Origin of the sequence: Mesorhizobium sp. M1273 (assembly GCF_040318195.1) — a bacterium.
Classification (GTDB): Bacteria; Pseudomonadota; Alphaproteobacteria; order Rhizobiales; family Rhizobiaceae; genus Mesorhizobium.
In genome coordinates this window covers 46,339-66,911 of record NZ_JAMYLV010000025.1, presented here as the reverse complement: position 1 = coordinate 66,911, position 20,573 = coordinate 46,339, and the positions used below count along the sequence as shown (strand labels likewise).

Sequence of the window (20,573 nt, the reverse complement as noted above, 5' to 3'; positions counted from 1 at the left end):
GTAAGTGATTCAGTCAGTTGATATTTCGGAAAGTTTGACTGTCCGGCCCTTGTCGATCGAACGATAGCCGGCTTCGACCAGCGCCATAGTCTTGACGTTGTCGGCGACCGACAGCGCCGGCGGCTCGCCCGTCTTGACCGCGTGCTGGAGCTGCTCCATGACGCCGATAAAAGCATGCGGGAACCACATCGTGTCCCAGCTGGGTGTCACCCATTCACCACCGGTGGTCTCGGTCGAGGCATAGGTCAGCGTCGAGGCAGCGCCAGTCGGCCAGCCGATGGTACCCTTGGCGACGCCCTTGGTGCCGTCGACGCGCCAATTGATGTGCTGGTCGTCCTTGTAGCCCTCCTGGCGCGGCCCGGACCAGACATCCTCCAGCGATACGGCGAGCACGCCGGACGGGAACTTGATCGTCGACACGGTGATGCCGTCCGAATGGTCGAAGCGGGTGCGCGGGTCCTTGCGGGTCAGGGTGGTGATCTCCAGGGGATCGCCGAACAGGAAGCGCAATACGTCGAGATGGTGGACGCTCATATTGGCGAGCGTCAGCCGGTCATAGTCCTCGAGGAAGCTCTGCCAGTGCGGGATCGCATGCATGTCGATCTGGGCGAAAACGATGTCGCCGAGCGCGCCGCTGTCGATGATCTGCTTCAAGACGCGCATCGACTGGTCGTAACGCATGTTCTGGTTGACCGAGAGGATCTTGTCGGCCTTGGCCGCCTCGTCGCGGAGTTTGACGGCCTCTTCAAGGGACAGCGCCAATGGCTTCTGCGCCAGGATCGCCTTGATATGTGCTTGCTTCAGCGCATGGCGGATCAGCGCCGGCTGCTGGTCGGGCGGAAAGGCAAGGTCGATGATCTCGACGTTCTTGTCCTCGATGAGCTGTTCCGGCGTGTCGTGGACGGTTGGGATATCCCAGCGTTTGGCGACCTTCTCGGCGCTGGCCTTGGTCCGCGAGGCAATCGCCACCACGGGGAAACCGGCTTCCTTATAGGCGGCAAGGTGACATTCGGCCATGATCATGCCGGCGCCGACGCAGCCGATCCTGTATTCCCTGGTGCGGACTTTAACGTCCGGCTCGAAGCCGTTGCCCGCCATTTCTTGGCTTGCCATATGTTCCTCCCGAAGCTCGTTCCTTGCCGCCGCCGTCATCTTGCCAGCGCTCCCCCGCTCTGTCCGAAATAATGCACCCTGCCGGGCTCGCAGGATATCGCCACCATCGCGTCCGGCCTGATGTCTGGCTGGCCGCGCAACAGCGCCCGCAGACGCGCCTGCCCGGCGGCGAGCGTCACAACGGTGTAGCCGCCGAGCGGCTCGACCTCGAACACTCGCGCCGGGCGGCCCGCGCCCCCCTCCGACCAGGCCTTGACCTTGATGTCTTCCGGCCTGAGTCCAATTTCCACGGCATCGGCCGGGGCGCCGGTATCCGCGATGCGGATCGTGCCTTCCGCCGCCTCCACGCCTTCGGCGCCGTGCACCGACTTCAATATGTTCATCATCGGCGACCCGAGCAGCCGCGCCACATAGGTGCTGGCTGGCCGGTCATAGATCTCGGCCGGCGCGCCGATCTGCCTGATCTTGCCGTTCTCCAGAATGGCCATTCGGTCGGCGACCGACATCGCTTCTTCCTGGTCGTGCGTGACATAGATCAGCGTCTTGCCGAGCTCGCGCTGGATGCGCTTCAGCTCGACCCGCGTTTCCTCGCGCAGCCGGGCGTCGAGCGCCGAAATCGGGTCGTCCATCAGATAGGCGGCCGGGTCGCGCACCAGCGCACGGGCGATCGCCACGCGCTGCCGCTCGCCGCCTGAAAGCTGTGCCGGCGGCTTGTGCAGGATATGGCCGATATGCAGCTTGGCCGCGACGTCGGCGACGCGCTTTTCGATCTCGGCTTCGGCGACCCGGCGTTCGACCAGCGGAAAGCGGATGTTGGCGCGCGCGCTCATATGCGGAAACAGCGCCAAATTCTGGAACACCATGGCGACGTTGCGCTCGGCCGGCGACACCGTGTTGACCGGCTTTCCGCCGATCAGGATCTCGCCCGCGTCCGGGGTTTCCAGCCCGAGCACCAGACGCAGTATCGTCGACTTGCCCGACAGCGGCGGCCCGAAGAAGCAGAAGAACTCATTGTCGTTGACAGTGAACGAGGCGTCGTCGACGGCGAGCGTGTTGCCGTAGCGTTTGGTCACATTGCGGAAGGCGATATTGGCCATGGTCTCAGCCCGCTCTCAAGGCAAGGCCGGTGACGGCGTCGAAGACGCGCACCGCCTCCACCGCAGGTGCGACGACGGCTGTCTGCCCGATCGCCAGCCCGACATCATTGTCGAACACCGCCTTCACCGCAGTCTCGCCGTCGCCAAGGTGGATGATGGTGCGCGCGCCGATCCGCTCGACGAAACTCACCGGCATGGACAGGCCACGGCCGTCTTCAGCCAGCGTCACCTGCTCCGGTCGAAAGCCATAAAACACCTCGCCGCGCATCCTGCGTACGGCATTGGCGATCTCGACCGGCAGCGGCGGTGTCACGCCGAGTGGGCCGAGATCGACGACCAGGCCACGGTCGCTTTCCGCCGGCCAGCCCTTGAGCAGGTTCATGCCCGGCGCGCCGATGAAGCGGGCGACGAAGACATTGGCCGGATCGTTGTAGACTTCCAGCGGCGTGCCGACTTGCTGCAGCACGCCATGGTCCATCACCGCGATGCGGTCGGCCATGGTCATCGCTTCGAGCTGGTCGTGGGTGACGTAGACCATGGTCTGCCGGAACTGCCGCTGCAACTGCTTCAGTTCGGTCCGCATCACCGCCCGGAATGCGGCATCGACATTGGAAAGCGGCTCGTCGAGCAGGAAGATCGCCGGCTCCATGATCGCCGAACGGCCGATCGCCACTCGCTGCAATATGTTGACCGACAGCCTGTCCGCCTTGCGGTCGAGCAGCGGCGTCAGTTGCAGCATCTCGGCAATGGCGCCGACACGGCGGCCGATCTCGGCCTTTGGTGCGCCGCGCATTTTCGGCCCGTAGGCGAGGTTCTGCCGCACGCTCATATGAGTGAAGATCGCATAGTTCTGGAAGACGAAGCCGACGCCGCGCCGCCCCATCGGCACGCCGGCCATGTCGCGCTCGCCGAACAGGATCTTGCCGCTGGTCGGCTCTTCCATGCCGGCGATCATGTTCATCGTCGTCGACTTGCCGCAGCCGGACGGCCCCAGCAGCGCCATGAACTCGCCGTCGGCAATGGCCAGGTCCATCGTCTTCAGCGCGGTGAAATCGCCAAATTTCTTGACCAGGTTCTGCAGATGGATGGTGCTCATCAGGCCGCCACCTCGCGTACCCGAGCCATGCGTTTCATGGCAAACACCGCGGCGATGGACAGCACGATCAATATGGCCAGCGCGATTGCCGCCACATAGCCCCAGATCAGGTCCTGGGTGGTGAGCTTGTAGATGTAAACGGAGATGGTTTCGGTAGCGACGCCGGGACCGCCGCCGGTCATGATGTAGAGCGTGTCGAATATCTTGAAGTTCTCGATCACCCTGATCGCCAGCGCGATGATGATGATCGTCTTCATCTTCGGCAGCACGATGGTGACGAAGCGCTGCCAGGGGTTGGCGCCGAGCAGCGTCGCCGCCTTGATCTGGTCCTCAGGCACGCCGACCAGGCCGGCAAGCAGGATCAGGAACATCAGCGGCGTCCATTGCCAGATGTCGGCGACCATGACGGCGATGAGCGCCAGCGTCGGGTCCGACAGCCAGGCGATGGTGACGGGAAAGCCTGAGATCGCCGACAGGATGTCGTTGACCGGGCCGCCCGACTGAAACAGCATGAAGAACATGTAGCCGGCCACCGCCGGCACCACCATCATCGGCATCAAGAGGATCGAGTAGAAGATCCGTTTGCCGGGAAACTCGTCGGCAAACAGCGTCGCGAGCGCCAGCCCGAGCAGGAACTCCGTCGGCACGCAGACGATCATGACGATGGCCGTGCGCTTCAGCGCACTCCAGAAGCGCGCATCGGCGGCAAGGTCGGTGTAGTTGGCGAAACTGTTCCACATCGACCAGGCGTTCCACCAGCCGGTGCCCGACAGCGGCGACCAGTCGGTCAGGCTGATGTAGAGCTGCATCAGGAGCGGGAAGACGGCGATGAACAGCACCAGGATCTGCGCCGGCAGCGTCAGCCGGAAGCCGAGCTTTGCGCCCTCGTCCGGCAGCACCGACGCCGCTTTGGAGGCTTGCATGTCGCCCTCCGAAATCGTCGCAGTCACCGCGCTCATTGCTTGAGCGCCCCGAAGGTCAGTCCGCGCACCAGATGGCGCTGGATGGCGATGCCCATGATGACAGGCGGCACTGCGGCTATCAGGCCGAGCGCCGCCTTGGCGCCGTAGAGTTGGCCGGTCATCGAGGAGGACAGCGAGGCCATGTAGACAGGGACCGTCACCCATTCGCGCGTCGTCAGAAGCAGCGCAATCAGATAGTCCGACCAGTTGAGAATGAAGACGAACAACGCGGCACTGGCCAGCGGCGCGCGCATCATCGGCAGCGTGATGCGGATGAAGACGCGCCACCGCGAACAGCCCTCGACCAGTGCCGCCTCCTCGATCTCGCGCGGCATGTCGTCGAAGAAGGTCTTCATCAGCCAGAACGCGAAAGGCAGCGTGACGATGCCGTAGATCAACGACAGCCCCCACCAGCTGTCGGTGAAGTTGAGGAAGGCCCACATGATCATCACCGGGGTCATGACCGCCATCGGCGGAAACAGGCGAAGCTGGATCAGCGCCAGCGGCAGATTCTGGCCCGAGCCGAAGCGCGACAGACCGTAGGCCGCCGCGGTGCCCGCCGACATGGCGATTGCCGTACCGAATGTGGCTGACAGCAGCGATGACAGGATCGGCTTCAAAGCTGTGCGGTCGAGCGCGACGATCAGATTGTTGGTCGATTCACCGAAGACGAAGCGGAAATTGCTGAGTGTCGGGTTCTTCGGCCACCATGTCAGGTCGGCGCCGGTCGCCGACCATTCGGCGATCGGCTTGAACGCCATCGACACCATCCACAGGATCGGCACCAGCGTCACCGCCATCGCCGCAAGGATCGCGGCATAGCGGAATATCTCGAAAGGAACTGAACGCTTCATCTTGCGGCTTTGCTGGGTCCTTCGTTGCCGAGGGGAAGAGCGACCGCTCCTCCCCTTCTTGGTAGGATCCTGGAAGGATCAGGCGATCGGATCGAGGACGGTCGGCCAGGCCTCCTTGTTGGTCTTGATCGCTTCGAGAAGCTTCTCCTCGCCGGTGCGTCGGGCAATCTTCTTCCACTCGGCCTCGGTGTCGGCCATCGCCTGCTCGGCTGTCTTGGCCTTGGTCAGCGCGGCGACGAGGTTCTCGTCCAGCGCGTTGTGGAAGGCGGTGGCGCCGGGATAGTTGATGGTGGGCACGGTGCGGGCGACCGTCTCGCGCACCACGTCCATGTGGTAGGCGTGGTAGGTCTGGCGAACCAGCGGATCCGAGAAATCCGATAGCCGGAACGGATCGAAGTAGCCGCCCGGATTGGCAGTCATCCAGGCGTAGATGCGGCTTGAGCCCAGCCACTGCAGGAACAGGTAGCAGGCCTCCGGATTCTTGGCTTGCGAGGACACCGACGCCGACAGATTGAGCCACAGCACCGACCGGCTGACCAGCTTGCCGTCGATTTCGCGGCCGGGCGGCAGCATCGAGCCGATCTTGCCGGTGACAGCTGAATCCTTGTTGCCGGCATTGTCGAGGAATTTCGGCAGATTGGAGAAGGCACAGGTCATGGCCGCGCCGCCCTTGGCGAAATTGCCGTACTGCTCCGGCCAGCCCCAGGAGATCGCATCCGGCGAATGGTGCGAAAGCGACGCGATGTACTCGCCGGTCGCCGCGATACCTTGCTCCGAATTGATCAGCGGCTTGCCGGTGTCGTCGAACAAGAACTGATTGGGCGAAGCCATTGAGACATAACGCTGATACCAGTTGGTGTAGCCCCAGCCCTGGTTGCGCAGATCGGTCGAGCCGAACAGGCCCTTGTCCGGGCGCTGGAAGAAAGCCGCGATCTCGTCATGCTGCTTCCAGGTCTTCGGCGCCGCCAGTTCATAGCCGTATTTGTCGGAGAAAGCCTTCTTCTCGGCTGCGTCGCCGAACAGATCGGTGCGGTAGACCCAGGTCTGGAAATCGCCATCCAGCGACACGCCGTAGGTCGAGCCGCGATACTGGTTGAGCAACGAGACGCCCTTGGCGCCGTCGACATAGCCGCGCTCGGGATCGTCCCATTCCGGCTTGTATTGCGCGACGAAGTCGTCGAGCTTGAGGATGCCGCCGGTTTCGGCAAGGTCGCCAAGACGGTTCCATTCGACCGCGTAGATGTCATACGCCCCACCCTTGGTGGAGATGTCCTGCATCGTCTTGGTGAATTCCTGGCCGTTTGGCACACCGACGATTTCCAACGGAATGCCGGTTTCCTTCTCCCAGAGATCCTTGATCGACGGCGCGCCGGCCGGAAACGGCTGGGTCAACTGGCCGATCGAGCCGTCGGACAGGCCAAGTACGATCTTGGCCGGCGCCTTGCCGGCGCCCTTCATCGCCTTGGCCGCCTCGATGGCGCGGCCCTCCGGCGTATCGGCACCATATTGATAGCGCTCCGAACCGTCGAAACCCGTCGGGCCGCCGATCATGCCGGGCGCCAGGGCATCGGCCGCATAGGCACGGCTCGGGCGAATGAATTTCGGTGCAATACCTGCGGCGGCAACAAGGACTGCCGCCTTTCCACCGGACGCCAGCAAACGGCGCCGCGACACGCGGATCAAATTCGACATTGGAACTCCTCCCTCAGGGCCTTGTTTCCTCCACGGCCCTTATGATGGATATTGACGGCACTATACGAAGCCTGTCAACATCATAAATAATCAAAATACATCATAACATCTCACGGGAGGGGAAGAATGGCGTTTGTAAAGGCTCTCATACTGAAGCCGGTGCTTGAATTTGAGGGAGCCCGGCTGCCCACCTCCCCGCTTTGGTCTGCTTGGGCACTCTGGTGTAGCGCAACGGCTTGCGCATCGGCCAAGGCCGGTTACATCATTTCCCATCAGAATCGCGGACGGCGATGAAGCCGCTCTCCGACGGTGGACCCATGAAATGCGTGATCTCGATGCGCCCCTGGCGCGTTTTGGAATGAGGTGATCGACAGTGCGGTCCACCCTGACAGACATAGCCCGGGAGGCCGGCGTTTCGGCCGCCACGGTCGACCGTGTGCTCAACAACCGCGCCGGGGTCAGGGCGCGCACCCGTGAGGTCGTGCTCGAAACGGCACAGCGGCTTGGCTATATCGCTGAAAATTCGAATAATCCGAGCTCGCTCAACGCGCTGCGCGGCGAGGTCATACGGCTGGATTTCGCCCTGCCCGCCGGCACCAATTCCTTCATCAAGATGCTGCACCGCCAGATCGAGGCGCAGGCGCAGGCGCGGCCCGACCTCGACGTCCGTGTCGCTACTATCGAAGGTTTCAATCCGGACCGGCTTGCGCGTCTGCTGCAGGAACTGCACGGGCAGACGCAGGGCGTCGGCGTGATCGCGCTCGACCATCCAACGGTCCGCGAGGCGATCCGCTCGCTTTCGGCCAGCGGCGTCAGGGTCGTCACCATCGCTTCCGACATCCTACATGTGCCGAGGGTTGCCTATATCGGCATCGACAACCGCGCCGCCGGCCGGCTCGCCGGCTACCTGCTCAACCGCTTCATGGGCGCAGGGCGTCCGGGCAAGGTCGCGCTGTTCGCCGGTTCGCTCTCCTACCGCGGCCACGAGGAGCGCGAGATGGGCTTCCGCCACATACTGGCGGAAGAATCGCCCAATCTGCAGATCGTCGAGATGCGCGAGATGCTCGACGACCGGGAGAAGGCCTATTCGGAGGCCTCCGCCCTGCTGGACCGGCACCCGGACCTGGCCGCCATCTACAATGTCGGCGCCGGCAACACCGGCATCGCCCGCGCACTCAAGGAGCGCGGGCGCGCGCTGTCGACGGTCTTTCTCGGCCATGAGGTGACGGAAGGCACCAAGGAGCTCTTGCTCGACGGCACGCTGGACGCGGTCATCGACCAGAACCCGCGCGTAGAGGCCCGCGAGGCGCTCAACACCTTGACCCATGCGGTCAGGGGCTTGCCTTACGAACTGCACCAGCCACGGCTGCAAGTGATCTTCAGGGAAAGCATCCCGGAGATCTGAACCAGGTGAAGCACGGGATGCGTCACAAATTCATAATCGCTCGGGCGAGATTTTGGCGGCCAGATCAAGGGTCCGACCGAGAATCTTCGATCAGGCTCAGACCTGCAAAATTAAATTGACTATTATCATCATGTTTTAATAAGTACCCCTGCCCGGCCCGTGTGTCGAGGCTTCTCCATCATGCCAGCCAGGGCCAACGGCCGCCGCCAGCAATCTTTGCTTTTCCCGGGGCTGCACGCATGAAACAGACAAGCAACAAGACCTTGATGGCGAGCACCGCGCTCGCCTTCGCGCTCGGCCTGTGTGCCGCGCCGCTGGCCGCCGCGCAGGAGCCGGAGAAGAACGGCGCCGCCGCCAAGGCCGATCGGCCGGTCAAGGTCGCCCAGCAGGCTAGAACTGGGCAGAACGAGCCGACCGTGCTCGACCTGATCACCATCTCGGCGACGATGATCAAGACGGCGATCATCGAATCGATGGCCGCCATCAGCGCCGTCGATCAGGAAGAGCTCGAACGCATCCAGCCTGACACCGCCGCCGACATGTTCCGCACCACGCCCGGCGTTGCCGCTTCGATGAACGGCGACGATCCGGCAACCGCCATCAACATTCGCGGCCTCGAACAATATGGCCGCGTGGTGGTGACGCTCGACGGCGCCCGCCAGGATTACTGGCGCGTCGGCCACGGCTCGGGCTCGTTCTATGTCGAGCCGGAACTAATCAAGGAAGCGACCGTCATTCGCGGCCCGGTCTCGAACGCCTATGGCTCGGGCGGCATCGGCGGCGTTGTCTCCTTCGAAACCAGCGATGCCGGCGATTTCCTCAAGCAGGACGAGCGCTGGGCGCTGAGCGAGAAGCTGGGCTATGAGGATAATGGCGACGGCTTCACCACCAGCACCACCGGCGCCTACCGTTTCAGCGACGACGCCGACATCATCGGCAACCTCATTTATCGCGACCGCGACAGCTACACCGATGGCAATGGCGACGCCGTGCCATGGACCGGCGAGAGCATCACCAGCGGCTATATGAAGGCGACCCTGCGGCCGGCCGACGGCCACGAGCTCAAGCTCGGCGCGATCCTGCAGCGCTACAATGACCAGATCACCGGATCGAGCGGCTCGACCTCGCCAACGCTGAGCCGCTACGACACCGACACGACCAACCAGACCTACACGGCTGCTTATATGTGGAGGCCGGACGACAACGAACTGATCGACCTCAGTGTCAACGCATACCACAACCGCACGCGCGCCGAGCAGACGCAGGTCTGGCCGGCAACGGCGATCGGCAACTTCCGCTATTACGACGTCGCCACGACCGGCTTCAACCTGAAGAACTCCTCGCGTTTCGACGCCTGGGAGTTGGCACATACCCTCACCTACGGCCTCGACTACTACTATCTGGAGGCCTCGTCGGAGGCCGCGCATTTCGGTTCGGGCGAGCAGCAGGGTTATGGCGGCTTCCTGCAATGGCAGGGCGACTACAGCGACTGGCTGCAGCTCATCGCCGCCATGCGCTATGACGGCTACCAGCTCGACGGCAAAACGAAGACCGTGCCGCCGGCGGAAGCCTCGATTTCGGGCGATCGCTGGTCGCCTCGCCTCACCGTCGGCGTGACGCCGTTGGATGGCTTCCAGCTCTACGGCACCTATTCGGAAGGCTACCGGGCACCAGGCCTGCAGGACGTCTATCGCGGCGGCGGCGCGCATGGCGGCGGCGACAGCTACCAGCCTAACCTGCTTCTGCAGCCCGAAACGGCGAAGAACTGGGAAGCCGGGATCAATCTGAGATATGACGATGTGCTGGCCGCAGGCGACCTGTTTCGTGCCAAGGTCAACGTCTTCCACACCGCCGTCGAAGACTATATCGACGTCGACCTCACCGTTTTGCCGCGCATGGCGATCAACATCGGCGACGCGCGGCTGAAGGGTGTCGAGGCCGAAGCCGTCTACGACTATGGCTGGGGGTTCGCGAACCTCGCCGGCGCCCTGATCGACGCCAAGGTCGTCAGCGGCGTCTATTCCGGCCAGACGCTGAACAACACGCCGCTCGACCGCTTCTCGGCGACCGTCGGCTTCCGCATGCTGGAAGACCAGCTCACCGTCGGTGCGCAATATCTCAGCGTCGGCAAGATCACCCGGACAAGCCGCACCAATCCCGACGCGCCGGTCGTGGTCGATGACGGCTTCGACCTGGTCAACGTCTTTGCCAACTGGCGCATCAACGACTACGCCAAGCTCGATTTCAGCGTCGATAACGTCTTCAACACCGCCTACACCGACCCGCAAAGCGCCTGGTCGACGACGGCGGCGACGGAACAGGGCAAGGGCCGCACCTTCAAGGTGGCTCTCACAGGCCGGATCGGAGGTTGAGAATGAGGGAAGCTTCAGTGAGCGGACTGGCCTGCGAAGCGCGCTTGAACCTGCGCAACCTGCCGCATTACATCGACCGCATCAGCGACAGGCTGCAGAGCTTCGATGCCGATGCCTCGCGGGAGGGGCAGCGGCTCGACTTCCGCTTCGCCTTCGGCGACGCGTCCCTTGACATGGAGCGGCTGGTGATGCGGGCCAACGCCGCCGACCGCGATGGGCTGGCCCGCATCAAGGACCTGCTGGCCACCGCCGTAGAGGTATATGCCAAGGAAGAAAGTCCCGAGATCGTCTGGACCGGCGATCTCGCCGAAGAAACCCGCCTCGCGCAGTTCCGTGAGATGGTCGTCACCCAAGTCGGCGACCTGACGCGGCATATGCGCCGCATCCGCTTCGCCGGCGAGGATCTCTCTCGTTTTGCGAAATTCGGCGGCATGCATATCCGCATGCTGTTTCCGACCAGGGACGTCCCCGATCCGCTCTGGCCCGTGCTCGGCAGCAATGGCCTCCCGGCATGGCCCTCGGACGACAGGCGCCCGGCAGCGCGCGTCTATACGATCCGGAAGCTCGACGTGGAAAAGGGCATCATCGAGGTCGACTTCCTCATCCACCCCGGCGACAGCGTCGGCGCCCGCTGGGGCATGCAGGCGGCGCCCGGCATGAAGATCGGCATGATGGGGCCGGTCGGCCGTCCGGTACGACCGGCGTCCTGGTATCTCATGGGCGCAGACGAAACCGGCCTGCCGGCGCTGGCTCGCATGCTGGAGACGCTGCCCGCCGAGACCAAAGGCGTGGCCTTCATAGAGATCGCCGACGATGGCGAACGGCAGGTCGTCGACAACGCAACCGGAATAGAGGTGCACTGGCTGCCGAGAAATGGGGTGCCAGCCGGGCTCGACGACAGGCTGGCGCGCGCCATCCGGTCAGTCGCATGGCCGACCGGTTCGGCATTCGGCTGGTTTGCGGCCGAAGCGGCAGCCGCCACGACGGTGCGCGAACACTGGCGCGGCACGCTGGCGCTCGGCCGCAACGAAACACTGGCGGCAGCCTACTGGCGGCGGGGCGCGGCGGGACTGATGGCCGGCTAGAGCTTGCTCACCATCGCTTGCGCATCTTCGCCCAGACCGATTGCGATCCGGTCGCCGGAGACAATGCCTGACACGTCGCAGACAACCAGCGGCATGCTGATTTCGTAGAGGAATTCGGCAACGATGGCGCCGACGGCAAGGATCGGGTCCGGCCGCTCCAGGATAATGCCGGCCGGCGCCGTGCCTCTGCGGATCGCTTCGGCCAGAACCGAAGACGAGGACGACGACCCTCGCCCGCTCGGCATCACCAGGATCTTGCCGGCGATATTGCCGCCCAGGTCCGGATGCGAATGGTCGATGATGTCGCCCGTTTCGACGTCGATCCCGCCCCAGAAGCTGAGCGCCTGCCAAAGCACCAGCGCTGGGCCTTGTGCCGAGCCGGAAAGGTGGAATGTACCGGTTCTGGCCGGCGTCTTCATGGCGCGCCTCGCACGACGCGGCCGGCCGCAGCCGAGCGGACGCAGTCTTCCATGTCACCGAAGGCCACCGAGACACCGATATTGCCAGGTGCGTAATGCGCCCATTTGCCCGAATTGGTCATCACCACGCCATCGAGACGCTCGAGGATCGACGTGACATAGGTGCAGGTGTCGGTGACCGGGACAAGGCCGAAGGCTTCCATGCCGGCCAGTGCGCCTTCGTCCTGCAGCCGTGTCAGCGTCGCGCGCCCCGTGTTGACATAGATCGGGACACCCTTGCCTGGACCGACTTCGCGCAGCAGCGGCAACAGGCGCATCCACTCTTCATGGGAGAAATGCGGCGTGCCTAACGACACGGCTGCAAGCTGCACGCCGTCGGGGACGCTCGACAGCCTGGCCAGCGCATGGTGGATCTCAGCGCGAGAGATCCGGATTTTTTCCTCCGGCGCCACGCCGTGCAACGCCTCATCCGGCGTCTCCGCCTCCGGCGTGATGCCGACGGCATGAAACAGCGCCACGGCGCCCGTCGTTGCCGCCGCCGCCCCCAGCGCCTTCAATTGGTCCTCGTCGCGCGGCTGCGGCAGGCCCGATATGACAGGGATGCGGTCGCCAGCCCTTTGCCCGACGATCAGCCCGACGCCGACAAACAGAGCGTCACTTGGCTCGAAAGCAGCGTCAGTCAACTCGAACAGGACCTGGCCTCGTCGATTTTCACTCAGATGCAGCCCCCATGCCGGCGCGCGCCCGGTCATTGCGCAGCACAAATCGATAAAATCGCCATAGCGGTTGGTCCGCGCCCCGATCACCGAATTGGCAAATACGATGGCGTTGGATTCACCCCAGGCGATCTGCTCGCCGAACCTTGGCCGGAACCGGGTCTGATAGGGTGCGCAGGTGAAGGTCGCCTGGCAGCCGAGTTCCAGATGCGCCTTCATCAGGCGTCGCGCCGGCGTTTCTTGCGACACCGGCATCTTCACCAATCCGGGATGGATGAGGTCGAACGAACCGACATTCAGCGTCGTCGGCACCCGAACGCGGCCGCCGCCCTCGATCAGCCTTTCGACGAAATCGAGGCTGGCCTGGCCGTGATAGAGGCAGCCGTCGATATGGGCACCGGCAATGTCCAGCAACTTGCGCGCGCCGACCGCCTTCGAAAAGGCAACCAGGATCGTCATGGCGGCAGCCGCTGCCGAGCCTTGCTCGCCATGCAGCATCGACTGGTCGCCGGCCGTCAATTCCAGCGTCATCGGCAATATTCCCCGAGCCCGCACTATGCCGATCAAGCACTCCCTGATTACGGAGCGTCTGGCAAGACAGAGCTTTGGATCTCTTCTACTTCGCAGCCGTCAGCAGACCAGACGTTCACAGCTCATCGCGAAGCAAGAGAGACGCGAAGCACGGTCGCAGAGCGGGCGATCCGCGGCGGAAACGGCGCTATTCCTTCGGCGCTATTCCTTCGGCGCTATTCCTTCTGGGACGGTCCGTCGGCCGCGCTGCGGTCACCATCTGCAGAATGTGGCAGAATGCCGAAATCGCGCGACTTGGTCCCATGCGCCGCCGTCAGGAAACCATCGGCTGTGAGACCTCGCCTCAAAAGCTCACGTACCGCGGCCGACCGGCTCGGCATGTGCTTGTCGAAGCGCCAGTTCTCCAACGCCGCCAGTTCATCGACGGTCAGCATGATCTGCAATCGTTCCGGGCGTTCCAGTTCGGACATCTCGGCCTCCTGTCACACCAGCCTAAATGCAGCTGAGTTAGTGTGTTCCTAATTTTCTGTAGAGTTAGGTACGTGAGCAGAATGCGTCAAGGCCATCGGATCAGCGAGTCATGCAGAAGTCAGATGAAGCGGATCAAGCGTCAGATAGGCAATCAACAAAATACGCTAACTATTTGACATAAAACGAGTTTTTAAGGAATTTCGCTTGCCAATCGCGAATCCTGGGCGCATCGTGGAACATGAGGGACAAACCGCTCCTGAAGGGAAGGTTTTCCATGCGCTACGGATTTTCGGTTCGCCTGCACGAAGACGTCAGTTCCCGAGTTCGGGCTGTATTGCGGTCCGGGATTGCCATCAATCTGACTGCTGTCGCCGAAGCCGCGCGACTGCAGAACCTCGCCGAGAATGTTGCGCGCGAAGACATCGAATGGCTCGTCATGCAAGCAGCCCAGCTCTACGGGGCGGCTATCGAGTTCGATGGCTTCGCGGAAACCGATCTGACGGAGTTCGCGTGCCCCGAACTGATGCAAAGCAGTCCCGCGCCGGGCTGGGACGCCTTGGAAGACGAAGCGTCCGCTTCGCCGGATCCTGGCCGTCAAACACACTGAGCGCGTGTGAGCCCCGCCATGCTGCCGCCACGTGCTCGGAAAAAAGCCCGCCGCAATGGCGGGCTTTGGACTGCTGGAGCTTTGGTGGACGAAGGCCTCTCGGCCCGGTCCGACATTCATCCGATGTATTCGCCTTAGCGGCGGGCGATCAGCAGGCACAATTGGCGCAGATCGCTGTCGTAAGTGCCTTCGCTGCTGAGCACGTCAACGCAGCGCTTCTTCATCCTGGCCAACTTGTCGCCCGACATGTCGGCAACGACCTGAGGCAAGCTGGGATTGCTGGGATTGCTGGGGTTGCTGGGATTGGAAGGGCTGCCCGGGTTGGACGGATTGCTCGGATTGGTACCACCGCCGATCCCGACACCGGCGCCGACATTGATGCCGCTGCCGATCCCGACCCCCGCGCCAGCCCTAACGCCGCTGCCGATACCTACCCCCGCGCCGGCAGCAATGCCACCGGAACCGCCGATCGTCGCGCCGGCACCGGCGTTGATGCCGCTTCTGCCCCCGACCGATGCGCCGGCGCCCGCCGCGATTCCGCTGGAACCGCCAACCGTCGCGCCGGCACCGGCGTTGATGCCGCTACTGCCGCCCAACGACGCACCGAGGCCTGCCTTGATGCCGCCGCTGCCGCCAACCGTCGCGCCGGCACCGGCGTTGATGCCGCCGCGACCGCCAACCGTCGCGCCGAGGCCGGCTTTGATGCCGCCGTTGCCGCCGATGGATGTTCCAACACCAACGGCAATTCCGTCCGCGGCATTCACGGGCATCGAGAGCATGAAAATAACTGCGCTGCCTGCCACCGCATCGGTGATTGTTTTGATTAAGGTGGTCATAACACTCTCCTTGCTGTAGTTGCGCTGAACAGCCCGCGACGTCGCCGGTTGCATACCTACTAATTTGCAAGAAGATGATCGGTTTCGTTGCCGATCAGCTCGCTGGCCTCATGGTATATTTTCAAATAACAGCCGCGTGAAATTTGTAGTGAAATCTTCCGAAAGTTTTACTTGGGATGGCCTCTACCGATTGAAGCGATGCGAGACTCAGCTGATGGCGCCGCAACAGACGAACGTTGCGACGGTCGGCGGCCAAAGAAGGCGAATTCCTAATCAGCAAACCACAACATCAAACCTACCTACGGTAATAGAACAAGGGGGGCCGAGAAGATCCGCGCTGCGCGGGTTTGCTTCACTGTGCTGCGTCATTTTTGCCGGAACCTTTCCATCACCCGGGTTGTTTTTTCTGTAGTCGCCACATGATGATAACCCAATGATGGAGATCAACATGCTTACGAAAATCGTGACAGCTTCCATACTTGCAGCCGGTCTGGCGACCGCGGCGATGGCCCAGAACGCCGGGTCGGACAACAATGCGCCTGGCAGCGAGAAGAGCATCGTCGTCCAGCCCAAGCCGAACGGTATTGACCCTGGCACGACCCGCAGCACGATGGGCACGACGGGTACCATGAACTCCAATGCGGATGAAAACTGCCCTGCAACCCCGCAAGGAGCTCAACCCGATGCATCCAACAAGCCTGCCGGGACGGTTTCACCGACTGTCAACGACAACAATTGCGGTAAGTAGTTAGCCGCGCCAATCGGGCTCGCCATCGCGGGCTTGCGGCAGCAGGACCGGTCAGGACTGGTTTTGCTGCCGATCATGCAACGATGTATGGGCCGACCACCCGCGAGATCCAGCGTTGGAATCAAATCCGCTTGCGTTCACGCTTTACGTGGTCGCGCCTTGGATTTGCTTCCGTCCTTGCTGGCGGCCGGCTTAGGCTGGCGTGCTTTCGGCTTCGGTCGGCTGGCGGTCTCCGGCGCGGCGGTTTCTGCGTCGATTTCGGCGGTAGCCTGATCCCAATGCTGCTGATGCGCCCCGTCGGGCCTGCCTGCCTGTTCCCAGATCGCGTGTGCTCGCTGGCGAATCCGTTCCTGCCTGTCCGTCACTGATACCTCCGTCGGCTCGGTTGATGCGTAAGCAACCTTGTTCTAGCTGAAATTTCGACCGGCGTCTTGAGCGGCAGGCGACACCGTCATTGAACCTCTCTGTCACACAGGACGGCGACCCCGAGGAGCGCCGCCTTCTTGATGATCAGCCCTTCAAGGTCCGCGTCCGAGCGCTCGGTTCCGGTGCGTTCGCGCAACAGTGCTATCGCCGCCTTCATCGACAGCAGGCCATCGCCTCGTTCAGCAAGCAGTTTGTCGACGGCTGCGGCCACGTTGACCGGCTCGACATGCGGCAGCATGGGAATGGCTCCTTTCCTTGTTTCGAGACGACAGCGGCTCCATCCCGATCCCTCGGGATGGAGCTCTCATTTGATAATTTAGGCCATGACCTTCCAAATCCGGTTCGCGGTTTGGCAACGCCGATCACTCGATGACCTGCACGATCTTGCGGGTGTCTGGGTCGACGAGCACGGTGCGATTGCCGACGACGACGTATCTGTACCGCACGTCTGGAACATCGATCGGTTGCAGCTCGACCGTATCGGGCAACGTGGAACCGATATTGAGCTCCACCCCCAGAAGACTGATCGACGCCAGCGGGTGCTTGTGGACGTATTCGCGGATGACCGTCTGCTGTTTGGGCGTGACAATCACCTGGTCCGCGGTGGCCACGCCGACGCCGGCAAGCAACGCCAATCCCGCCGCAGCAGGAACAAGGTGGATTTTCATCGTCTACTCCTGTTGTTACGGGCCTCGCCCTTACAATTGCGACGCGGCATTCCGGTCGAAGCGGCGAACCCTCTAGGCAAACGCCCACGCCACCTTGTTGTTCCGTAAGTGGCGGCTAATCGAACAGCGGTGAAGTGCCCGCGCGATGCGGCGAATGGACTGCGAATGAGCTTGCGGTGGCCCGCGTCGCAAGACGCGGGCCGATCGGTTTCCCGATCAGCAGCGATACCGGAGGGGGGTGATATCTACTGCGTCTGAAATAACATTTAGGACAAGCTAATGTTCCTCAGCGAGTGCAACAAACCTGCCGGCGCGAGCGGCGCGAAGTTGCCGCTCGTCGCTGCTACTGCTTTGGCGGCTGTGGCGGCACCTCGCCGGGCTTGATCACCGGGGTCTTGCCCTCATCCGGCGGTGGCGCCGCCATGCCCTGATCGCCCGTTGGCGGGGGCTTCAGGACCCCACCGCATGGCTCGAGCGTATCGGACAAATTGTTGCCGGCCGGCTTCTGCTGCTGGCTGTTCTGGTCCGGCGGCTCGACTTTGCAGCGGTCGGATTGCGCCTGTTCGCCCGGCTGCGCGGCCGCCGGCACCGCCAGCAGCAGCGCACCCAACATGTACGGCAAGAAAATGAGCGGTCTCATGTCGAGCTCCTTTCGCGCCAATATCTTCTGAATGTGAAGGCGGGCCGGCGCGATTGGTTCCGTCGTGCGGCAACGCGCGCGGACCGCGGCGGCCCGGAACCGGCCGCCAGACTTATGAGTTCAACCACAGAGCCAATTCAGGGCCGCTGACATTATGGAGAACCGGCGATGGAACCGCGCAGCAAAGAACGAACCGACGACGAGACGGAGAGCCCGACGATCGAGCAGCAGGACTGGGATGCCATCCGGAGCGGGAGAATCCTCCCTGACGGCGTGCCGCAAAACGGCGATATTCGCTATGACGTCGAGAAAAGCGGCGAACTGCCGGAGGAGGACGACGATAACGCTTACCAGGACAGCGACGAGGCCTTGCCGGACGATACGGATGAACGTGTCATTTCGCGCGATCTCGCACGCGAAGGTGGCCCTTTCGACGAGGAATGAGCCGCCGCCTGCTTTCAATTCGGGAGGTCGAAGAGCGGCTCCTGGCAGCGATAGACCAGACATTGACCGTCACGCGTCTTGATATACGCGGCGCGCGGCACCTGCGGCCAGTCGCATTCATTGCCGAATTGGCGGACGTAACGGTCGTAGGTGTTCTGGCCGGTGGTGAGCACGACAGAGCGATGCCTCTGGATCAGAAGCTGCGTCTGTTCGCATGTCATCGCGCGGCTGTCCGGCCGCGCGTCGGCCGTTGCGGCAAACAGAAGCGCCCCGGCTGTCAGGACTGCCGCTTGTGTCTGGACCTTGGCAAGCATGACACCATCTCCCATGCCTAACGCGCATCTTGGTCGGGCAGCGCCGGATCGAGCCGCCCTGTCGCGAAAGAAAGATCGTACAGAATGCGAGCAAAAATGCAAAAAGCCCGCCGCACCTTTCGGCTCGGCGGGCTTGGGCGGCTTATTCCTCCTTCACCGGCCCGAACCGGCGCACGATAACCTCGAAGACGATGTCCGAGATCCACATCGCCGAGACGCCGATGAGGAACGCCGCGGCCAGCGTCGTGGTGTCGTCGTCCGGAGAAGGAATGGGCAGGCCGGCGGCGCGGAAATAATGCACGACCGGCAGCGTCAGATAGGCCGCCGCCAGCGCGCCGCAGATCGGCGAGGCCACCATTTCGCGGACCTTGTAGCGATGGCGCGACAAGGCCCGCAAAATGCCGCCGGACAGGCCGGCGACCAACACCGGCGCCTTGATGCCCAGGACGTCGAGCAATTCGTGCATCATGGCGTCCACCCGCACCATCTGGCGCCCTGCCCGTTGAAGGCGTTCATCTCGTCGAGCTCGGGCCGGCTCATGGCGGCAACGACCGGGGAGGATGGCCGGCGCGGCTGGTTGTGGTCGCACCAGACCTGGCGCGGATTGCCGGCCGGCGCGGTTGTCGTGCAGCCGGCGAGCACCACGCAGAGGATCAGCGCCTTGCCCATTTCTCAGCCTCCGCCCTTGCTGCCGCATCGGCCATGCCGGCGGCCTTGCGCTCTTCGGCGGCGGCCTCGCGCCTCATTTCCAGACGATCCTCGGCGGCCGCGACTTTTGCCTCTGCCTGTTTGACCGCCTCCTTCCTCGCCCGGTTGATGCCGCCGGCAACGTAAAGGCCGATGCCGCCCGCCACAGCAGCGAATGCCGTCATGACGAGCTTGTTGCCGATGATGGCGCTGAGAATGCTGAGAAGCGCTGCCATCACAAGTCCTCCGCGCGGCGGCGGCGCAGGAACTCGGTCAAAACGCCGTTGATCACAAGAAACCAGGGGAACCATTCCCCCGGAACGACCGGCGAAAGAACCTGCGGGTCGACATAGGTGACGATAGTCGCGATGACGCCGATGGCCGCCTGAAGCCGCGCCCAGAATATTGTCTCGCTGTCGCGGAAAAAGCTCTTGATCCGGGTCCGCATGTCATTTCCTTCCGAATAGCTTGAGGATGGCTGATAATTTGAGGATGGCGGCGATCAGCGCTGCCCAGAAGCCGGGCCTGGCGACAGCCACGGGAGGCCCAGAGGGCGTAGCGGTCGCTTGTGGAACGGCAATTGGCTTAGCGGGCTCTGGCGGGACTGCAGGGGTGACCGCCGATGACACCGGACCGGCAGACGGCCAGGGGGTGTCCTTGATGCGCGACCATTTGCGATAGGCCTCGGCAAGCCTGGTATCGTAGGCGTTCTTGCGATAGCCGGCGCCGTTGTAGCCCTTGGCGAATCCCGACCAGTCATGATTGCGCAGATTGTCGTCGAGCCGCTTCTCGACGATGAAATCGATCGCCGCGCCGAGCTGCAGCGCCTCGTCCGCCATCATCGCCTCGGCCATCGCCTGCACGGTAAGGAAGCCTGCCGCCTTGAAATTCTCGCCGAGGACCTGACCCAGCCCCCATGACGCCGATTTGAGCGCCGCGGTTTCGTCGATCGCACAAGCTGCCCTGAGCCGTGGGTAGCTATCCCTGGGATAGGGCTTCTCGCCCCACTTCGGATAAGCGAGGCCGGCGGCTACCGCTTGTGCCCGCTTGGCACCCGACAGGCTGCGGTAGAAGACGTGCGGTTCGAACAGGATGACCGGCCGGCCAACGGCGTCGAAGCCGTGCCCGCTGGTTTCAACATCGAGGAACGCGTGCATCTCGTCCTCGCCGACGCCGATCCGGGCACCGAGTTTCGGCAAGTCTATATCATCGAGGCGCCTGGCGGCGCCCCTGAACGTCATGTCCATGGGCAGTCCTTTCCGCCCTCGCGGGCAAGGTTTTGAGGTTGAAAAAGCAGATGCGTGGCGGCAAAGCAGAATTGGGCGGCAGCCCGTGCCGATGTTGCCGTGGCAAGGAAGGTTGATGTTTTCCACCTGCCGTGTGAAATGGC

Annotated in this window: 26 protein-coding genes; 6 read left to right on the top strand and 20 right to left on the bottom strand. The window is 63.1% G+C overall.

What is annotated here, in order from left to right; translation table 11 throughout:
- Positions 1 to 9: 9 nt before the first annotated feature.
- The 6 genes from NKH30_RS23355 to NKH30_RS23330 form a co-directional block, all read right to left on the bottom strand.
- Positions 10 to 1,098, bottom strand: coding sequence for a Gfo/Idh/MocA family protein (locus NKH30_RS23355; protein WP_352541239.1), 1,089 nt, complete (start codon positions 1,096 to 1,098; stop codon positions 10 to 12).
- Positions 1,099 to 1,148: 50 nt separating this feature from the next.
- Positions 1,149 to 2,210 carry an ABC transporter ATP-binding protein gene (locus NKH30_RS23350; protein ID WP_352851016.1) on the bottom strand — a complete coding sequence of 354 codons (1,062 nt, stop codon included), beginning with the start codon at positions 2,208 to 2,210 and terminating at the stop codon, positions 1,149 to 1,151.
- A gap of 4 nt (positions 2,211 to 2,214) precedes the next feature.
- The gene (locus tag NKH30_RS23345; RefSeq protein WP_352851018.1) at positions 2,215 to 3,306 is read right to left on the bottom strand and encodes an ABC transporter ATP-binding protein; all 1,092 of its coding nucleotides are present in this window, start codon (positions 3,304 to 3,306) and stop codon (positions 2,215 to 2,217) included.
- Positions 3,306 to 4,265: a carbohydrate ABC transporter permease gene (locus tag NKH30_RS23340; RefSeq protein ID WP_352997264.1), complete on the bottom strand. Its 960-nt coding sequence runs from the start codon at positions 4,263 to 4,265 to the stop codon at positions 3,306 to 3,308. Before NKH30_RS23340 ends, NKH30_RS23345 begins: the two co-directional genes overlap by 1 nt.
- Positions 4,262 to 5,122 carry a carbohydrate ABC transporter permease gene (locus NKH30_RS23335; RefSeq protein ID WP_352541114.1) on the bottom strand — a complete coding sequence of 287 codons (861 nt, stop codon included), beginning with the start codon at positions 5,120 to 5,122 and terminating at the stop codon, positions 4,262 to 4,264. Before NKH30_RS23335 ends, NKH30_RS23340 begins: the two co-directional genes overlap by 4 nt.
- Before the next feature lie 78 nt (positions 5,123 to 5,200).
- Entirely contained in the window at positions 5,201 to 6,814 is a 1,614-nt protein-coding gene (locus tag NKH30_RS23330; protein WP_352997262.1) for an extracellular solute-binding protein, read from the bottom strand.
- A 373-nt stretch (positions 6,815 to 7,187) separates the two neighbouring features.
- Here NKH30_RS23330 and NKH30_RS23325 point away from each other — a divergent pair, with 373 nt between their 5' ends.
- The 3 genes from NKH30_RS23325 (at position 7,188) to NKH30_RS23315 (ending at position 11,676) form a co-directional block, all read left to right on the top strand.
- The gene (locus NKH30_RS23325) at positions 7,188 to 8,219 is read left to right on the top strand and encodes a LacI family DNA-binding transcriptional regulator (RefSeq protein WP_352503647.1); all 1,032 of its coding nucleotides are present in this window, start codon (positions 7,188 to 7,190) and stop codon (positions 8,217 to 8,219) included.
- Positions 8,220 to 8,458: 239 nt separating this feature from the next.
- Positions 8,459 to 10,591 (top strand): TonB-dependent hemoglobin/transferrin/lactoferrin family receptor, encoded by a 2,133-nt coding sequence (locus NKH30_RS23320; RefSeq protein WP_352997259.1) that lies wholly within the window; start codon positions 8,459 to 8,461, stop codon positions 10,589 to 10,591.
- Between the two features lie 2 nt (positions 10,592 to 10,593).
- The gene (locus tag NKH30_RS23315) at positions 10,594 to 11,676 is read left to right on the top strand and encodes an SIP domain-containing protein (RefSeq protein ID WP_352997257.1); all 1,083 of its coding nucleotides are present in this window, start codon (positions 10,594 to 10,596) and stop codon (positions 11,674 to 11,676) included.
- On the opposite strand, the gene NKH30_RS23310 is transcribed toward NKH30_RS23315, so the two are convergent.
- The 3 genes from NKH30_RS23310 to NKH30_RS23300 form a co-directional block, all read right to left on the bottom strand.
- Positions 11,673 to 12,095, bottom strand: coding sequence for an aconitase X swivel domain-containing protein (locus tag NKH30_RS23310; protein WP_352686269.1), 423 nt, complete (start codon positions 12,093 to 12,095; stop codon positions 11,673 to 11,675). The genes NKH30_RS23315 and NKH30_RS23310 overlap by 4 nt on opposite strands.
- Entirely contained in the window at positions 12,092 to 13,342 is a 1,251-nt protein-coding gene (locus NKH30_RS23305; RefSeq protein WP_352997255.1) for an aconitase X, read from the bottom strand. The genes NKH30_RS23310 and NKH30_RS23305 overlap by 4 nt, the downstream gene beginning before the upstream one ends.
- 215 nt (positions 13,343 to 13,557) lie before the next feature.
- The gene (locus tag NKH30_RS23300) at positions 13,558 to 13,812 is read right to left on the bottom strand and encodes a hypothetical protein (RefSeq protein ID WP_352474222.1); all 255 of its coding nucleotides are present in this window, start codon (positions 13,810 to 13,812) and stop codon (positions 13,558 to 13,560) included.
- A gap of 275 nt (positions 13,813 to 14,087) precedes the next feature.
- Between NKH30_RS23300 and NKH30_RS23295 the strand changes: the two genes are divergently transcribed.
- The gene (locus NKH30_RS23295; RefSeq protein ID WP_352491006.1) at positions 14,088 to 14,420 is read left to right on the top strand and encodes a hypothetical protein; all 333 of its coding nucleotides are present in this window, start codon (positions 14,088 to 14,090) and stop codon (positions 14,418 to 14,420) included.
- A gap of 134 nt (positions 14,421 to 14,554) precedes the next feature.
- Here the strand turns inward: NKH30_RS23295 and NKH30_RS23290 are convergent, their stop codons facing one another.
- Positions 14,555 to 15,310 carry a hypothetical protein gene (locus NKH30_RS23290; RefSeq protein WP_502911508.1) on the bottom strand — a complete coding sequence of 252 codons (756 nt, stop codon included), beginning with the start codon at positions 15,308 to 15,310 and terminating at the stop codon, positions 14,555 to 14,557.
- 379 nt (positions 15,311 to 15,689) lie between these two features.
- Here NKH30_RS23290 and NKH30_RS23285 point away from each other — a divergent pair, with 379 nt between their 5' ends.
- On the top strand, positions 15,690 to 16,004 hold the full coding sequence (locus NKH30_RS23285; RefSeq protein WP_352474216.1) for a hypothetical protein: 315 nt from the start codon (positions 15,690 to 15,692) through the stop codon (positions 16,002 to 16,004).
- A 137-nt stretch (positions 16,005 to 16,141) separates the two neighbouring features.
- Here NKH30_RS23285 and NKH30_RS23280 read toward each other — a convergent pair whose 3' ends face one another.
- The 4 genes from NKH30_RS23280 to NKH30_RS23265 all read right to left on the bottom strand — a co-directional run bounded on the left by NKH30_RS23280 (position 16,142) and on the right by NKH30_RS23265 (position 17,738).
- Positions 16,142 to 16,369 carry a DUF2934 domain-containing protein gene (locus NKH30_RS23280; RefSeq protein WP_352474214.1) on the bottom strand — a complete coding sequence of 76 codons (228 nt, stop codon included), beginning with the start codon at positions 16,367 to 16,369 and terminating at the stop codon, positions 16,142 to 16,144.
- Positions 16,370 to 16,455: 86 nt separating this feature from the next.
- Positions 16,456 to 16,668: a hypothetical protein gene (locus NKH30_RS23275; RefSeq protein ID WP_352452715.1), complete on the bottom strand. Its 213-nt coding sequence runs from the start codon at positions 16,666 to 16,668 to the stop codon at positions 16,456 to 16,458.
- Between the two features lie 124 nt (positions 16,669 to 16,792).
- Positions 16,793 to 17,098, bottom strand: coding sequence for a DUF1236 domain-containing protein (locus tag NKH30_RS23270; RefSeq protein ID WP_352474210.1), 306 nt, complete (start codon positions 17,096 to 17,098; stop codon positions 16,793 to 16,795).
- A gap of 343 nt (positions 17,099 to 17,441) precedes the next feature.
- A complete protein-coding gene (locus tag NKH30_RS23265) occupies positions 17,442 to 17,738 on the bottom strand; it encodes a hypothetical protein (protein WP_352474209.1) in 297 nt (98 codons plus the stop codon).
- A 168-nt stretch (positions 17,739 to 17,906) separates the two neighbouring features.
- Between NKH30_RS23265 and NKH30_RS23260 the strand changes: the two genes are divergently transcribed.
- Positions 17,907 to 18,182, top strand: a complete 276-nt coding sequence (locus tag NKH30_RS23260) for a hypothetical protein (protein WP_352927581.1) — start codon at positions 17,907 to 17,909, stop codon at positions 18,180 to 18,182.
- A gap of 14 nt (positions 18,183 to 18,196) precedes the next feature.
- Here the strand turns inward: NKH30_RS23260 and NKH30_RS23255 are convergent, their stop codons facing one another.
- From NKH30_RS23255 to NKH30_RS23230, 6 genes are all read right to left on the bottom strand, one after another.
- Positions 18,197 to 18,496, bottom strand: a complete 300-nt coding sequence (locus NKH30_RS23255) for a hypothetical protein (RefSeq protein WP_352474206.1) — start codon at positions 18,494 to 18,496, stop codon at positions 18,197 to 18,199.
- Between the two features lie 142 nt (positions 18,497 to 18,638).
- Positions 18,639 to 18,962, bottom strand: a complete 324-nt coding sequence (locus NKH30_RS23250) for a hypothetical protein (RefSeq protein WP_036245970.1) — start codon at positions 18,960 to 18,962, stop codon at positions 18,639 to 18,641.
- Positions 18,962 to 19,165 (bottom strand): hypothetical protein, encoded by a 204-nt coding sequence (locus NKH30_RS23245; protein WP_352491004.1) that lies wholly within the window; start codon positions 19,163 to 19,165, stop codon positions 18,962 to 18,964. The genes NKH30_RS23250 and NKH30_RS23245 overlap by 1 nt, the downstream gene beginning before the upstream one ends.
- The gene (locus tag NKH30_RS23240) at positions 19,150 to 19,419 is read right to left on the bottom strand and encodes a hypothetical protein (protein ID WP_352997253.1); all 270 of its coding nucleotides are present in this window, start codon (positions 19,417 to 19,419) and stop codon (positions 19,150 to 19,152) included. Before NKH30_RS23240 ends, NKH30_RS23245 begins: the two co-directional genes overlap by 16 nt.
- Positions 19,419 to 19,631 (bottom strand): hypothetical protein, encoded by a 213-nt coding sequence (locus NKH30_RS23235; RefSeq protein ID WP_352997251.1) that lies wholly within the window; start codon positions 19,629 to 19,631, stop codon positions 19,419 to 19,421. Before NKH30_RS23235 ends, NKH30_RS23240 begins: the two co-directional genes overlap by 1 nt.
- Position 19,632: 1 nt before the next feature.
- A complete protein-coding gene (locus NKH30_RS23230) occupies positions 19,633 to 20,430 on the bottom strand; it encodes an N-acetylmuramidase family protein (RefSeq protein WP_352997249.1) in 798 nt (265 codons plus the stop codon).
- Positions 20,431 to 20,573 lie beyond the last annotated feature (143 nt).

Excerpts from the sequence above, each read along its gene's own strand:
- NKH30_RS23355 (WP_352541239.1), bottom strand. The coding sequence starts at position 1,098 with ATGGCGGGCAACGGCTTCGAGCCGGACGTTAAAGTCCGCACCAGGGAA.
- NKH30_RS23350 (WP_352851016.1), bottom strand. The coding sequence starts at position 2,210 with ATGGCCAATATCGCCTTCCGCAATGTGACCAAACGCTACGGCAACACG.
- NKH30_RS23345 (WP_352851018.1), bottom strand. The coding sequence starts at position 3,306 with ATGAGCACCATCCATCTGCAGAACCTGGTCAAGAAATTTGGCGATTTC.
- NKH30_RS23340 (WP_352997264.1), bottom strand. The coding sequence starts at position 4,265 with ATGAGCGCGGTGACTGCGACGATTTCGGAGGGCGACATGCAAGCCTCC.
- NKH30_RS23335 (WP_352541114.1), bottom strand. The coding sequence starts at position 5,122 with ATGAAGCGTTCAGTTCCTTTCGAGATATTCCGCTATGCCGCGATCCTT.
- NKH30_RS23330 (WP_352997262.1), bottom strand. The coding sequence starts at position 6,814 with ATGTCGAATTTGATCCGCGTGTCGCGGCGCCGTTTGCTGGCGTCCGGT.
- NKH30_RS23320 (WP_352997259.1), top strand. The coding sequence starts at position 8,459 with ATGAAACAGACAAGCAACAAGACCTTGATGGCGAGCACCGCGCTCGCC.
- NKH30_RS23315 (WP_352997257.1), top strand. The coding sequence starts at position 10,594 with ATGAGGGAAGCTTCAGTGAGCGGACTGGCCTGCGAAGCGCGCTTGAAC.
- NKH30_RS23310 (WP_352686269.1), bottom strand. The coding sequence starts at position 12,095 with ATGAAGACGCCGGCCAGAACCGGTACATTCCACCTTTCCGGCTCGGCA.
- NKH30_RS23305 (WP_352997255.1), bottom strand. The coding sequence starts at position 13,342 with ATGACGCTGGAATTGACGGCCGGCGACCAGTCGATGCTGCATGGCGAG.
- NKH30_RS23300 (WP_352474222.1), bottom strand. The coding sequence starts at position 13,812 with ATGTCCGAACTGGAACGCCCGGAACGATTGCAGATCATGCTGACCGTC.
- NKH30_RS23295 (WP_352491006.1), top strand. The coding sequence starts at position 14,088 with ATGCGCTACGGATTTTCGGTTCGCCTGCACGAAGACGTCAGTTCCCGA.
- NKH30_RS23290 (WP_502911508.1), bottom strand. The coding sequence starts at position 15,310 with ATGCAACCGGCGACGTCGCGGGCTGTTCAGCGCAACTACAGCAAGGAG.
- NKH30_RS23285 (WP_352474216.1), top strand. The coding sequence starts at position 15,690 with ATGATGGAGATCAACATGCTTACGAAAATCGTGACAGCTTCCATACTT.
- NKH30_RS23275 (WP_352452715.1), bottom strand. The coding sequence starts at position 16,668 with ATGCTGCCGCATGTCGAGCCGGTCAACGTGGCCGCAGCCGTCGACAAA.
- NKH30_RS23270 (WP_352474210.1), bottom strand. The coding sequence starts at position 17,098 with ATGAAAATCCACCTTGTTCCTGCTGCGGCGGGATTGGCGTTGCTTGCC.
- NKH30_RS23265 (WP_352474209.1), bottom strand. The coding sequence starts at position 17,738 with ATGAGACCGCTCATTTTCTTGCCGTACATGTTGGGTGCGCTGCTGCTG.
- NKH30_RS23260 (WP_352927581.1), top strand. The coding sequence starts at position 17,907 with ATGGAACCGCGCAGCAAAGAACGAACCGACGACGAGACGGAGAGCCCG.
- NKH30_RS23255 (WP_352474206.1), bottom strand. The coding sequence starts at position 18,496 with ATGCTTGCCAAGGTCCAGACACAAGCGGCAGTCCTGACAGCCGGGGCG.
- NKH30_RS23250 (WP_036245970.1), bottom strand. The coding sequence starts at position 18,962 with ATGCACGAATTGCTCGACGTCCTGGGCATCAAGGCGCCGGTGTTGGTC.
- NKH30_RS23245 (WP_352491004.1), bottom strand. The coding sequence starts at position 19,165 with ATGGGCAAGGCGCTGATCCTCTGCGTGGTGCTCGCCGGCTGCACGACA.
- NKH30_RS23240 (WP_352997253.1), bottom strand. The coding sequence starts at position 19,419 with ATGGCAGCGCTTCTCAGCATTCTCAGCGCCATCATCGGCAACAAGCTC.
- NKH30_RS23235 (WP_352997251.1), bottom strand. The coding sequence starts at position 19,631 with ATGCGGACCCGGATCAAGAGCTTTTTCCGCGACAGCGAGACAATATTC.
- NKH30_RS23230 (WP_352997249.1), bottom strand. The coding sequence starts at position 20,430 with ATGGACATGACGTTCAGGGGCGCCGCCAGGCGCCTCGATGATATAGAC.